This window comes from Aliiroseovarius sp. M344 (genome assembly GCF_025140835.1).
Lineage (GTDB): Bacteria > Pseudomonadota > Alphaproteobacteria > Rhodobacterales > Rhodobacteraceae > Aliiroseovarius.
In genome coordinates this window covers 2,460,245-2,473,558 of record NZ_CP081153.1, presented here as the reverse complement: position 1 = coordinate 2,473,558, position 13,314 = coordinate 2,460,245, and the positions used below count along the sequence as shown (strand labels likewise).

The 13,314-nt window shown below is 57.6% G+C and carries 9 protein-coding genes; 1 reads left to right on the top strand and 8 read right to left on the bottom strand.

Translation table 11 applies throughout. The annotated features are described in order from the left end of the window. Nucleotides 1-14: 14 nt before the first annotated feature. The 8 genes from K3556_RS12090 to K3556_RS12055 all read right to left on the bottom strand — a co-directional run bounded on the left by K3556_RS12090 (nt 15) and on the right by K3556_RS12055 (nt 12,329). Complete coding sequence (locus tag K3556_RS12090) at nt 15-2,231, bottom strand: hypothetical protein (protein ID WP_260517029.1); 2,217 nt, start codon at nt 2,229-2,231, stop codon at nt 15-17. Between the two features lie 276 nt (nt 2,232-2,507). Next, nucleotides 2,508-5,627, bottom strand: coding sequence for an efflux RND transporter permease subunit (locus K3556_RS12085; protein ID WP_260517028.1), 3,120 nt, complete (start codon nt 5,625-5,627; stop codon nt 2,508-2,510). Then, nucleotides 5,624-6,766 (bottom strand): efflux RND transporter periplasmic adaptor subunit, encoded by a 1,143-nt coding sequence (locus K3556_RS12080; protein ID WP_260517027.1) that lies wholly within the window; start codon nt 6,764-6,766, stop codon nt 5,624-5,626. Before K3556_RS12080 ends, K3556_RS12085 begins: the two co-directional genes overlap by 4 nt. Nucleotides 6,767-7,005: 239 nt before the next feature. Continuing rightward, complete coding sequence (locus K3556_RS12075) at nt 7,006-8,406, bottom strand: TRAP transporter large permease (protein ID WP_260517026.1); 1,401 nt, start codon at nt 8,404-8,406, stop codon at nt 7,006-7,008. A 2-nt stretch (nt 8,407-8,408) separates the two neighbouring features. Next, nucleotides 8,409-9,050 carry a TRAP transporter small permease subunit gene (locus K3556_RS12070; RefSeq protein WP_260517025.1) on the bottom strand — a complete coding sequence of 214 codons (642 nt, stop codon included), beginning with the start codon at nt 9,048-9,050 and terminating at the stop codon, nt 8,409-8,411. Nucleotides 9,051-9,128: 78 nt separating this feature from the next. Continuing rightward, complete coding sequence (dctP, locus tag K3556_RS12065; protein WP_260517024.1) at nt 9,129-10,139, bottom strand: TRAP transporter substrate-binding protein DctP; 1,011 nt, start codon at nt 10,137-10,139, stop codon at nt 9,129-9,131. 100 nt (nt 10,140-10,239) lie between these two features. Then, nucleotides 10,240-11,013 (bottom strand): 3-keto-5-aminohexanoate cleavage protein, encoded by a 774-nt coding sequence (locus K3556_RS12060; protein ID WP_260517023.1) that lies wholly within the window; start codon nt 11,011-11,013, stop codon nt 10,240-10,242. Next, the gene (locus K3556_RS12055; RefSeq protein WP_260517022.1) at nt 11,010-12,329 is read right to left on the bottom strand and encodes an aspartate aminotransferase family protein; all 1,320 of its coding nucleotides are present in this window, start codon (nt 12,327-12,329) and stop codon (nt 11,010-11,012) included. The genes K3556_RS12060 and K3556_RS12055 overlap by 4 nt, the downstream gene beginning before the upstream one ends. Before the next feature lie 101 nt (nt 12,330-12,430). Between K3556_RS12055 and K3556_RS12050 the strand changes: the two genes are divergently transcribed. Beyond that, nucleotides 12,431-13,294 (top strand): MurR/RpiR family transcriptional regulator, encoded by an 864-nt coding sequence (locus tag K3556_RS12050; protein ID WP_260517021.1) that lies wholly within the window; start codon nt 12,431-12,433, stop codon nt 13,292-13,294. Nucleotides 13,295-13,314 lie beyond the last annotated feature (20 nt).

The following is a 13,314-nucleotide window of genomic DNA, read 5'->3' as shown; positions in this document are numbered from 1 at the left end:
CTCCTTCGCGGCGTTCAGTGTCCCTTTTCCTGAAATCCTTTAATGCATTCGAAAATGCTTTTGGTGATGGTGGGGTCGTCGTTCAAAACGCTCTGGGGGATGCGGTCCAGATCGTGTTTCTGTGCGGCAATCCGGTTCAGCCGGAAAACGGCGTTTCGGACTGGCGATGCGTTGTCGTCGGCCACGCCTGACATGCCCAGAAACGGGCGGGGCCGCAGAAGATAGGGCGCGGATGTGTCGTCGGCGTTCTGGGGCAGAGGGTATCGGTCTTCGAACGCGCGCGACACTAGGTGCAGGATGGATTTGCCATAGGCGCCGAAATTCACGCGCTCTTCCAAATCGGGCGTCGGAACGTAGATGCGCGCACGTGGTGGCGTTGTGAATTCCAGATATTCTTGCACGACGGGCTTGCGGGACGATGATTTACGCTTCTTTTTGCCATCTGCGGCGTCGTTCATCACGTTGATCAGCGGGATCAGGCGTTTCTGCGCCCGCGGCATGCCGATTGCAGGATGTATCAGGTGCAGGGTGTCGAACCGATCCGATCCGCCGGGAGTCAGCGACGCGGGATCAAACCAGCGCGTCTTGTGTTCCAGCAGCGACAGCATCTCGTGCACCACCAACGCACCGGCGCCTTCCGCGACGATATGCAGTTCGCATCCCGTGTTCTTTTTCAGCTCTAGAAGGTCAAACAACAGATCGCCGACAAAGCCGGTCTTGATCTTGTCCTGGTCTTCATTTTCGAAATCTTCATAAGGCAGTTCTTCGGTGCCCCGCAGCGCACGCCGTGCACCCAGCTCGATGTCGCGCCAGAAAGCCCGGCCCACACCGCGCACCCGGTTTTCGATCAGCTCGTCCAGATGGGCGGCGTTTTCGCCTGCTTGTTCCTCGCAACTGTCAAACAGGCTTTGCAGCACCTCAAGCGACTTTTCCACGAAGCTGTTGCACCAGAAAACCGTGTAAGGATAGAGCCCCAGATCCTTGATCAGGGTCTTACGACCTACGGCATCAGCAAAGGCGGGTTTGATCCCTTCAAGGCTGCCGGGGATCCACACTAGGACGCCGCGATATTGGTTGTCCTTGTTGGCTGGGTCGGCATTTGGGTCAAGCCGTTCTGATAAGTATGTGCGGGTGCGCGTCCAGCCATTCTTGAACGATGGATAAGACCCCGTTGCCACGTGATATCCGTCATCCAGATGCATGTAATGGCCAACAAGTTCGAAACAGGGGGTCGAGCCGGATTGGATCGGATCGGTGTCGCCTTTGGTACCCTTTTCCCCGACCGACGCGCCAAACGCTGAGGGCGCGAAAACCCCAAGCCGCAGGACCCAACTGTCGACCACATTCTGTGCCCAATCTGCATAGGACCACAGTGCAATCCCCGCCTGTCCCTGGTAGCCGCCCCATTTGGGGCCCCAAGAGTTCAGGACATGAAAGCCCTTTTCATCATAACCGGTGACAACAAAGGCATGGGTTCCGGTTTTGCCGTGGACGGGGGGCCACGTGATCAGCCCGCCATTGTCTGGCGTGGCCGCCAGCCATCCGTCATGCACATTTGCGGTGGTCAGGATCGCCTCGGCATCATTCAGAGCCGCATGGAAATGGTTCAGGATCGAGGCCAGTCGGAAATAGGCCCCCAACCCGATCTCGCGCGCTTTCTTAGCCTGCCCAACGGTGGTGAATTTGCGCCCCTTGTCCAGCCCGTCCGCAAAATAACTCTCGCTTTGCCAGCGGCCTTCATCGGTGGCCGGTTCAGCAAAGGGCCAATCACGACATACACCGTGGTGATAGAACCCTTTGATCGCGGACCTAAGCGTCAGAATCCCTTCCTCGGTGGTTACCTCGCCGTTTTCAAGTTCGGGATAGCGGTCATGGAATGACGCCATGCGATACAACATGTCCGCGCTGACGATATCTTCCATCACTTTGGTCAGATCAGGCATAGCCTGCCCGTTTGCACTGGGCGCGCGGCGCAAATGTTGTAAATGGCGTTGAATGTCGATCAGATTTGCCAGCGCGAAACCGACACAGCGGCCACTGGCCCCCTGATTGCGCGCGCCAAATATCGGCACCTGCAACCCGGTTTCGGGATCAGGGGTCAGAAGGTTCGGATTCAGGGATACTGTGTCGCGCAGCACCGTCAGATTTGGGTAATAGTCCTGATCGCGCAGGTCTACCCAATCGGCACGCACGCCGGTATCCTTGATCAAGGATCGCGCAAAACTGGCCATCGAAAAACCGCCAATCAAAAAGTTAGGTATTTAAAATCAACTAAACAAAGAAATAATGTTACGCCATTCTATCAGAAAATGGTCAAAATCAAAATTCTGCGTGCTGAATAGAAAAAAATTGAATATTTTCAATTTATTGGCGGATTTCTGTTGGTGATCAGGCTCAGGTTTGTTTCACCCGTTTGCGCGTAGCGAGACTCATGGGAAAAACCACTCCACCAGCGGGTCTTACCCGCGTTCCAATCTTTTCGAAGAAGTCCTGCAGGGTTACAATCGTCACTCGGCTGGAAGTGCTGCCTTACCTGCCACCGTGCGACTTGCCCGCTTTTCGCCGAGCACCAGCATGGATGGCGTAACAATGAGCGTCAGCACAGTTGCAAAGACCAACCCGCCCGCAATGGCGCTGGACAGTTCGGTCCACCACTGGGTCGACGGCGCGCCGTAAACAATCTCTCGGGTGAAGAAATTGATGTTCAGTCCGATCACCATCGGCATCAGGCCAAGCGCCGTCGTCACCGAGGTCAGCACGACCGGGCGCAGGCGCTGAGCGCCGGTGCGCAGAGCAGCCTCGAGCGGCGACGCACCGTCAGCCTTCAGCTGGTTATAGGTGTCGATCAGCACGATATTGTTGTTCACCACGATCCCGGCCAAGGCGATCACACCAATGCCACCCATAACGACCCCAAAAGGGCGCCCGGTGATCATCAGGCCCAACAACACGCCCGCGATGGAAAAGATGATCGCTGACATCACCACAAAGGCTTGCCAGAAGCTGTTGAACTGGGTCAGGAGGATGAGGAACATCAACCCGATGGCTGACAGGAAAGCCCCGATCAGGAAGGTCATCGCCTCGGCCTGTTCTTCCGCCTCGCCGCCGAATTTTACGCCGACACTTTGGGGTAGCTCGATCTTCTCCAACTCGGCTTGCAGCGCAAGGATCTGGTCGTTGACCAACACGCCTGGCGCCACATCCGCCGAGATCGTCACGACGCGCTCTTGATCGATGCGCGTGATGACCCCGCTGCGGGGGGCCGGCTCAAAGGACACGAAATTCGAAATTGGAACCAACCCTGCACTGGTCGGCACTCTCAGGTTCTGAAGTTCGGCCAAAGTGCGGTCAATGGCAGGGAAGCGAACGACGATGTCGACCTCGCCGTCGCTGTCCGTCGGGCGATAGTTGGCGACGGTGATGCCTTGCGTCAAAAGCTGCACAGCCTGACCAAGAATAGCGACATCCGCGCCACTGCGCGCGGCCTCGGAGCGGTCGATGGTGATTTGCCATTCCACGCCGGGCGACGGCCGGGTTTCGACCACATCGATGAACCCTCCAAGGCGCTCCATCGTTTTGATGAGCAGTTCGACCCCGGCAACCTGTTCCGCCGGATTGCTGGACACAACGTCCAAATTCACGGGTTTGCCACCACCGGGACCGGCGTCGGCGGTTTGCACCTGCACGTCGATCCCGGGTATTGTTGCAACGTCGGTGCGGATATCCTCGGCGATGTCTGAGACGGGTCTGCGGGTATCCCAATCTGCCAGCTCCAGCTGTAACGATCCGATGACGTCGCTGCCATCACGCCCGCCGCCTGAACGGGCATAAACGCTCGCGATTTCAGTGTAGTTCGTCAACTTGGCTTCGACCTGCCGCACCAGCGCATCTTGTTCGTAGACCGAGAAGTTGTCTTTGGCGCGCACTTCGACCTGCGCGTAATCCGGTTCGACCTCGGGGAAGAATGTCAGACCGTTTCCCAATGATCCGTAGGCAAGGAAAGACGCAACCAGCGCCATCACCGCGAAGCTTAACGTGATGCCGGGGCGTCGGATCGACCAATTCAGCAAGCGCACATAGGCCCCCATAAAGCCGGTCATCGTGCGTGGATCACCGCGTTCGGCGGCATAATGCAGCGCCTTCGATTTGGCCGACTGGCGCTGTTGCTTGCCAATCAGGCCGCCAACAACCGGAATGAAGATGAGCGCCATGAACAACGACGCGGCCAAGGTGAAGATCACCGTGATTGGCAGGAACTTCATGAACTCTCCAACCGTGCCCGACCAAAACAGAAGCGGAAAGAATACGCAGAGCGTCGTGGCGGTCGAGGCGATGATCGGCCATGCCATCCGCTTCGCTGCTTCGGCATAGGCCTGCTTTGAAGACTGGCCTTCATGAAGGTAACGGTCCGCCAGTTCGACCGTCACGATCGCACCATCGACCAGCATCCCGACCACCAAAATCAGCGAGAACAGGACCACGATGTTCATCGTGTAACCCATGAAGTAAAGTCCCGCGACACCCGTCAAAAACGCGCCGGGGATTGCAAGCCCCACCAGCAAAGACGAGCGCAACCCAAGCGCATAGACCACCACGATCATCACAAGAATAATCGCAGCAATCACGTTCGCTTCCAGATCCGAGAGCATGGATTTAACCTGTTCGCTTTCATCAAGCGTATAGGCAATATGTACGCTGTCAGGCCAACCGGCCTGCGCTGTGTTGATCACATCGCGCACTTCGGCGACCGTTTCGATAATATTTGCGCCGACACGTTTCTTGATCTCAAGAGCCAGCGCTGGCTGCCCGTCGATCCGGGCGAAGCCGTCGGGGTCTTTGAACGTCCGCCGGATGGTGGCAACATCGGAAAACGGCACAACTGTCTGACCACGCACCAGAACAGGCAGCTCCATGACGTCGGATATCTCTTCGATCAGACCCGGCACTTTCAAAACCAAACGCCCGGCTTCACTTTCGATGGCGCCGGCGGCGATCAACTGGTTGTTGCGATTGATGGATCCGATCAATTCCTCGAATGTGATATTGTAGGTCTCGAAAACCGTGGGATCGATCAGCACCTCAAGAAGTTGCTCGCGCTTGCCGCCAATATCGACCTCGAGTACACCTCCCAGCGCTTCAATGTCGTTCTTCAAATCATCCGCCAGATCATTCAACGTTCGTTCCGGCACCGGCCCCGACAGGATCACGGTCAGGATGGGGAACAAGGCGGTGTTGATCTCGGTCACTGTTAAGCGCGCGTCCTGTGGCAGGTCGTTTTCTGCCTTGTCAGCGGCTTCACGAACCTTTTGCAGAGCGTCGTCGGCATCAAAGCCGGGCTCGAATTCCAGCTGAACGCTGGCATGGCCTTCGCTGGCGGTCGCGGTCATGGATTTCAATCCGGTGAGCGACGCAAACTCGGTCTCCATCGGGCCGATCAGCACATCCTCGGCATCTTCCGGCGAAATGCCGTCCAGCCCGGTCGAGACATAAACGATCGGGATCGGGATCTCTGGATTGCTTTCCTTTGGGATTGCGTAATAGGCGAACGAGCCGATGGTCAGCAGGAAAACCAGCATCAGCAGCACGACTTTGCTGCGATTGAAGGCAGCTGAGATCAGCATCTTCATTGGGGGTCCTCAGTCGCGGTCGGCACATTTTCGGGGCGCGGATCGACAGTGTCGCCTGCATTCACAAAGCCTTGGCCAACCGTGATGATGTCAGCACTTTCAGGCAGCCCGGTGACCCAGATGCCGTCTGTTTGGGCCCGCACGATCGACACAGGTGCGAAGGCGACTGTGTTGTCGTCATTTACGGTCTTAATCCCCAACTCGCCGTCTGCCCCAAGCGACAGGATAGCGGGCGAGATGAAGTGGCCGCGCGCCTTGCCGGTTGGGATGGCGATGCGCGCACTTAGGCCAGCGGGCATTTCGCTGTCGGGGTTGTCGACGGTGACTTCGACGCGAAAGGTGCGTGTTTGGCTGTCAGCATTGGCCCCGATGAACGCCACGGTCCCGGGGCGCACTTCCCCGGTTATGAAGGACACTTGTGCGGCTTGCCCTTTCTCGAGCCGTGACAAGGCCTGTTGCGGCACTTGGACGACGATTGTCAGGGGGTTGTTGTCCAGAAGTTCGGCAACCACATCGCCGCTGTTCACAAATTCTCCTTCGTCCAGCGTCATGTCGTTTAGACGTCCGGCGAAGGGAGCGCGAATCACGGTGTTTTCAAGCTGTTCCTGCGCCGCCGTTACCGCCGCCTCGGCCGAGGCTTTGGCCGCACGGGCTTGCAAAACACGATCTTCGGTGGTGATGCCGCTTCTTTGAAGCGACGTGGATTTTTCCAGATCGCTGGTCGCCTGTTCCAACTGGGTTTGGGCCTGGACGAGTTGTGCCTCGATGGTCTCCGCGTCAAGGCGCGCAATCTCTTGGCCAACGGCGACCAAATCGCCACGTCCGACGGCGACCGATACGACCTCGCCTCCGGTCTTGGCGGTTATGCTGGTGGCACGGTCCGGGATGGATTGCCCTTCCGAGATCAATACCAGCTCAATATCCTGCGCGGCCGAGGTCATGACGGCCACCGCGACAGCGCGCGCAGCAGGTTCTTCGGTGGTTTCTTCATCAGGCTGCGACGGTAAAATGAAGCCGCTGCCCATCCAGCCGATCAGCACCACCGCAAACATCGCGGCAAGCCACTTTGACTGCCCCGATCCCTCGTCATCGTCGAATTTCAATTGCCCATTCAAATCTGGCAGCTCGTCTTTCGGCATCGGACCGTCCTTCAAAAGAATTGCACGCAAGGATCGACCTGCGCCAGTATTAGAAAGTTAACTAGGTTCACATTGGGTGAATTTCCAGACGCTATTGCCGAAAATTTAGAAATCTTGCCGATCTCTGCAAGTTTTTTGTCCTTTGCCTATGTGCCCCGCGCCGATCTGCTTTGAAAGCGGGGTCAAAGCAGATCGATGTAACCATGATTTGACGGCCGCTTAAAATAGGGCACCGGCCGTTACACTTGGCTTGGCAGCCACAGAACAATCATCGGGAAGGCCACAAGAAGGGCGATCGTGATCGCATCCGCGATGAAGAACGGCGTGACACCCTTGAAGACGTCCTGAACGCTCAGATCATCGCGCACCCCGGCCACCACGAAACAGTTCAGGCCGATGGGTGGCGTGATCAGGCAGAACTCGGCCATTTTCACAACGAGTATCCCGAACCAGATCGCACACATCGGGCCCGACATGCCAAAGGTGCTGTCGGCGGCGGATACAGCCTCGCCGCCATTCAGCGCCATGACCGCAGGATAAACCACAGGCAGGGTCAGCAGCAGCATTCCGATGGCATCCATGAACATGCCGAGGACGGCATAAGCCAGCAGAATGCAAATCAGGATCAGCATAGGCGACACGGTCAGGGATGTGATCCAGTCCGAAAAGGCTGTGGGAAGCTCGGCGAACCCCAAAAACCGGACATAGATCAGAACGCCCCAGATAATGGTGAAGATCATCACGGTAAGCTTTGCCGTCTCCAGAAGGGCATCCTTCAATTCGGTCCAGCGCATGCCTTGATAAAGCGCCATGACAAAGACCACGAACGCGCCGATTGCGCCGCCTTCGGTCGGCGTGCCCCAGGCGTCTCCGCCGAACGGATTATAGACGAAGAAAATGATGGTCACGACCACGAAGACGATCGGAAGGGCGGGCGGAAGCGAGGCAAAGCGCTGTTTCCATGTAAAGCCGGTGACGGGTGGGCCGAAGCCTTTGATGCTCATCGCCATACCGATGATCAATAGGCCATAAATGATCGCTGAAAACGCGCCTGGGATGAAGCCGGCCAGAAGCAGTTTGCCCACGTCCTGTTCCACAATGATGGCATAGATCACAAGGATTGCCGAAGGTGGGATCAAAGACGCCAGCGTGCCGCCTGCGGCGACCACGCCAGCCGCGAACCGCTTGTCATAGCCGATAGCCAGCATCTCGGGGATGGCGATGCGGGCGAAGACGGCAGACGTTGCGACCGAAGCGCCAGACACCGCCGCAAACCCTGCCGTTGCAAACACGGTAGAGACGGCGAGCCCGCCCGGCACCCAGGCAAGCCAGCGTTTGGCGGCCTCAAACAGCGCTTTTGTCAGCCCCGCGTAATAGGCCAGATAGCCGATCAGAATGAAGGTGGGGATCAGGCTGAGCGCCTGAGAAGACACCTTGGAATGCGGCACTTGGCCTGCGGTTTTCACAGCGACCGTAAGTGCCTTTCCAAAACGCGACGGGTCATATCCGAATTTTGCCCAGAAGATCCAGATCAGTCCGATCAGCCCTGCAAGCCCGGCCGCAAAGGCGACCCGCATCCCGACGACAACCAGAACCAGCATACCACCAGAAACGATCAGCCCAATATCGATGGGTTCCATGGTTAGGAGCCCCCCATGTCATGGCCAGATACATGTTCGGCTTCCATCGCGGCCTGCGTGGCCGCATCGGCCACCAGCGGTACCGCGATCGGTGAGGTGTCGTTGCGCACAAACGCCCGACCAAAGGCATAGATTTGCAGGGCCAGCCGCAGGCAAATCACGCTGAAGGCGACGGGTGCCAGCAACTTGGCTGGCCACAGTGGCAAGGCAATGTCCATCGAGCTGTCGCGGCTCCACAGTGGGGCGCCGAAATCAAAGCTGCGGGCGAAATGCGCCCAGCTGCCCCAGACGATCAGCACCATGAAAATCAGAATTGCGAGCGTGGTGAACATCTCGACCAGATACAGCGGACGGCCACGCAGTTTGCCGACCAGCATATCCATCCGAATGTGACCCCCATCGCGCTGTGTATAGGCAATACCCATGAAGGCGATTAATGGCATAGCCTGTTCAATCCAGTCGATATAGCCGGGCAGGGGCTGCTGGAAAAAATTGCGCCCGCCGACGGAGACGACGGCCAGGATCATCAGGGAAAACACGGCAAGCCCGCTGATCAACGCAAGCGCGGTTTCAAGCCGGTACAGGCCTTGGTCAAGTTTGCTAAGGCGGCTGTCGTCAGACAGCACAAGGGACGAACCAGCCATGAAAACCTCATAAGCTAAGGGCGCTGGGGGACAGCGATTACCCTGCGCCCTTTGGTCCGGGGCGCAGGGTGGATTGGCTTACTTCGCCTGCGCAATCATGCCAGTCACAAGATCGTAGAGTTCTTGTGCGGGCAGACCACGGGCGGCGTTTTCCTCGATCCAAGCGGTGGCAGCGGGCGCAGCGGCAGCCGTTTTGAACGCAGCAAGTTCTTCGTCCGAGAAGGTGACTTGTTCGATGTCACGTTCTTCCAGCGCTGGACCCCATGCGGCCATGGTTTGGTTGTTGTAGAATTCAACGTAATGCGCCAGCGCCTCGTCCACCGAACCAAGCAGCGCGTCGCGGTGTTCATCAGACAGGCTTTCCAGCGCGGGTGTGTTGACGACGACAGGGCAGTTAACCGTGCCGGGGTTCAGGTTGGTCGTCCACCATTTTCCGTTTTCGATCGTGCCGAACGACATATGCGCGTGGGGCGCAAAGGACACGGCTTTCACGACGCCGCTGTCCATCGCCTGTCGCACCTCGGTGGCCGACATCGACGTCGGCACCGCGCCGACCGTTTCCATGGCCTGACCGATACCACCTGTCGCACGCACGCTCAGCCCGGCAAAATCTGCCAATGTGGCCGGCGCATCACCCACGCCGACAAGGTTGTATTGGGGCAGGGGTGACGGCATAAGCAGGGTTGCGTCCCAGCGCGCCAGATCTTCTTGCGTTGCCGGGTGTTGGTACACAGCCTGGGACAGCGCGATTTCCTGTTCAAGCGTGGTGACGCCTAGGAATGGCAGCTCCAGAACCGTGATCGAGGGGTTCTTGTCACGGTGATAGCCCGCGCAGAACTGCGCCATCTCGAACGCGCCAATGGCGATGCCGTCGAGGTTCTCTGTATTTTTCGAAAGACCGCCATAGCTGAGGTTCAGCGTGAACTCGCCGCCGGTTTTTTCGCTGACAAGCTCGGCCAGTTTTTCAACGTGCTCGGTAAATGCACGTCGCTTGCCCCAAACAGAAACGTTCCATTCGGTCGCCATGGCTTCCGTGGCGAAAGCCAGCGAAACAGCGGCAAAAGCGGTGCGGCTTAGTAGTTGGCGCATGATATACCTCCCAGATGCATGCAGATTTGTGGCGCTACCATGCGACAAATCGGCGGGCTTGGCTATCGGGGAATGCGCACGGGCAATCGCGCGGGTGGGCTTAGGCTGGCGAGGCTCCTATGGCCGTGCGGACGGCCTTGACCCGTTCCGCATTGTCCTTGGCCATGGTTCCATCCGCGTGAACGCGGGAGTTTTCAAATCCCACGCGGCACTTCCCGCCCTTTTGAGCTGCATAAGCCAGTGACGCTGTTTCATTCTGACCAAAGGCGCAAACTGCCCAGTCCGGGGACAGGTCGTGTGCCCCCATCCAATCCAGAAAATCATCCAGATCGTGCGGGTTCGAGTTCTGATCCGTCGCATAACGCCCCAATACGAAAAGTAGTTGCAGGTCGGACGTGGCAAGCAACTCAGCCGGAAGCGTTTTCGCCAGCAACTCGCCGTCGGCACGGTCATACAGAATATGCTGGATCGCGATGCCTTGGGCTGCGCAATCTTCATAAAAAGCTCGGGTTACATCCGCAGGGTCGCGGCACAGCTCGCGGATTGAGGCAGACACCAGAGCTGCGCCTGAGTTCAGAGCAACCTCGCGCTGGTGTGGGGGCTCATATTTCCCGACCGCCTCGGTCGTGATCTGCACGGCCATTGCCGGCAATTGCCCGGATATTTCCTGCACGGCTTCGCGATAGGCCCCGGCATCCAACAGATGGGCGCCCGTGCTGTCGCGCAGGTGAAGATGCAGGCCATCCGCCCCGGCCGCATGGCAGGCCCGCGCGCAGGTCACAATTTCGGGCAAGGTCATTGGCAAAGCAGGGTGATCTGCTTTGGTCAACCGCGCGCCGTTGGGCGCAACCATCAAGGCAGGAAGCGCGGTCATATCACCTCGGCAAAGGTTTTTGACAGTTTGCCGACCAGCTCGTCAATCTGCTCATCCGTGATGATAAACGGGGGTGCGATCAGCACATGGTCGCCTTGACGCCCGTCGATGGTGCCGCCCATCGGGTAACAGATCAGCCCATTGGCAAAGGCCTGCTTCTTAAGCTTGGCGGCGATGCCTTTCTGCGGGTCGAAGGGCGCTTTGGTCTCGCGGTCTTCGACGATCTCAACACCACGGAACATACCACGTCCGCGAATGTCACCAACATGTGGGTGCTGACCGAATTCGGCGGTCAGGGCGGCCATCAGTTTTTCGCCCATCTGCGCCGAGCGGGCCGCCATGCCTCCATCGGTTAGTTTACGCACAACCGCATCCGCCGCCGCACACGCCACCGGGTGGCCGATATAGGTATGACCGTGTTGAAAAAAGCCGCTGCCGTCTCTTACGGCATCGTAAATTTTTCCGGAACACAACATTGCGCCAATTGGCTGGTACCCTGCGCCCAAACCCTTGGCGATGGTGATCAGGTCAGGGGATACGCCGTCGTGTTCGCAGGCGAACAGGGTGCCGGTGCGACCCATGCCGCACATCACTTCGTCTAGGATCAAAAGAATGCCGTATTGATCACAGATCTCGCGAATGCGTTTGAAATAGCCCGGCACGGCGGGCACCGCCCCAGCGGTTGCCCCGACGACCGGTTCTGCAAGGAAGCCAATGACGTTTTCGGGACCTTGGCGCAGCAGCTCGGCCTCAAGCTCATTTGCCGCGCGAAGGCCGTAGTCTTCCTGACTTTCACCTTCATGCCGCAAACGATACTCATAGCACGGCGAGATATGCGAGGCGGACACCATCACCGGATCGAAGGGCGCACGTCGCCATTCGTTACCTCCGGTGCCAAGCGCGCCCAGCGTATTGCCGTGATAGCTCTGCCGGCGCGAGATGAACTTGGTGCGCTGCGGTTGGCCGGTCTCGATCATATATTGGCGCGCCAGCTTCAGCGCGCTTTCGACGGCTTCTGATCCGCCGGACACGAAATAGACCCGCTCAAGTCCTTCGGGTGCATGCGCGATCAAGCGGTCCGCCAGTGATTCTGCGGGGGCCGATGACAGGAAACCGGTATGGGCAAAGGCCAGTTGGTCGACCTGAGTCTTTATGGCTTCCGCAACGTCAGGGTCTGAATGGCCAAGGCAAGAGACTGCCGCGCCCCCCGATCCATCAAGGTATTTTTTACCTTCATTATCAATAATATAAATCCCATCTCCCTTTGCGGCGATGGGTGGTGTGACTTTGGTATGACGTGGAAAGACGTGTGACATGGCGGCCCCCTTGAATTTCGATGCTATTGAAACAAAAAAATCGGTATTTGACAATCCATGAAACAAAGAGAACACTGCCTTTGTCCGACTAGGGGGGCAATTTGGAAAAACGCTTCGAAAAGAGGCTCGCGTTGGCTTATGTCGATCTCAGTGAAGCCTTGCGCAGCGCTGCGGATTTTCTCGTGGCCAATCCACTTGATGCGGTGACGCGGCCATTGCGCACGGTGTCGCGCAATAGCGGTGTGTCACCAGCGGCCTTCTCGCGTCTTGCCAAAGCTCTGGACTATGAAGATTTCGAAGAACTTCGCGAAGAAATGCGCGACAAGATCGACCGCCGGGTCAACAATTTCGCGCAACGAGCCGAACAACTTCAGAAGCAACATGATGATGGCGAAAGCCGGTTTATTGAAACTCATTTCGCGGCTTGTCAGTCGAATCTCAGCCACGCACTGGCATCGGTAGACGAAAAAGACCTTGAAACCTGCGTCGAGGTGTTGGTCAATGCACGTAAGGTTTTGTTACTTGGAGCGTTGGGGTCGACGGGTATCGTGGAATACATGTCCTACATGGCCAATTTCTGCTCAGATCGATGGCTTCTTGCGAATCGCATGGGGGCATCCCTTGGCGGGTCCCTGTCCGGAATGGGCGAACATGATGCGCTTCTGATCGTAACCAAACCGCCCTTTGCCTCGAACGTGATAAAGGCCGCCAAGCTGGCCCATCAACTGGGCGTCTTCGTGATTGTCATCACCGATACCCACGCCTGTCCGGCGCTGGAATATGCGTCCGTCAGCTTCGTTGTAGCGGCGGACAGCGCCAATTTTTATTCATCCTATGTGACAACCTTGTTCCTGATCGAAACGATCATCGGAATGGTTGTCGGACGCTCTGGTGCAGATGCACAAGAGCGTATTGCAGAGGTCGAACTGCGCAATCGCCAATTGGCCGAAGTGTGGTCCGAATAACAAAAGAACATCAATACAAG

Bases quoted from the DNA above. Each gene is read 5' to 3' on its own strand.
- K3556_RS12090 (WP_260517029.1), bottom strand. From the start codon at position 2,231: ATGGCCAGTTTTGCGCGATCCTTGATCAAGGATACCGGCGTGCGTGCC.
- dctP (WP_260517024.1), bottom strand. From the start codon at position 10,139: ATGCGCCAACTACTAAGCCGCACCGCTTTTGCCGCTGTTTCGCTGGCT.
- K3556_RS12080 (WP_260517027.1), bottom strand. From the start codon at position 6,766: ATGCCGAAAGACGAGCTGCCAGATTTGAATGGGCAATTGAAATTCGAC.
- K3556_RS12060 (WP_260517023.1), bottom strand. From the start codon at position 11,013: ATGACCGCGCTTCCTGCCTTGATGGTTGCGCCCAACGGCGCGCGGTTG.
- K3556_RS12070 (WP_260517025.1), bottom strand. From the start codon at position 9,050: ATGGCTGGTTCGTCCCTTGTGCTGTCTGACGACAGCCGCCTTAGCAAA.
- K3556_RS12075 (WP_260517026.1), bottom strand. From the start codon at position 8,406: ATGGAACCCATCGATATTGGGCTGATCGTTTCTGGTGGTATGCTGGTT.
- K3556_RS12055 (WP_260517022.1), bottom strand. From the start codon at position 12,329: ATGTCACACGTCTTTCCACGTCATACCAAAGTCACACCACCCATCGCC.
- K3556_RS12085 (WP_260517028.1), bottom strand. From the start codon at position 5,627: ATGAAGATGCTGATCTCAGCTGCCTTCAATCGCAGCAAAGTCGTGCTG.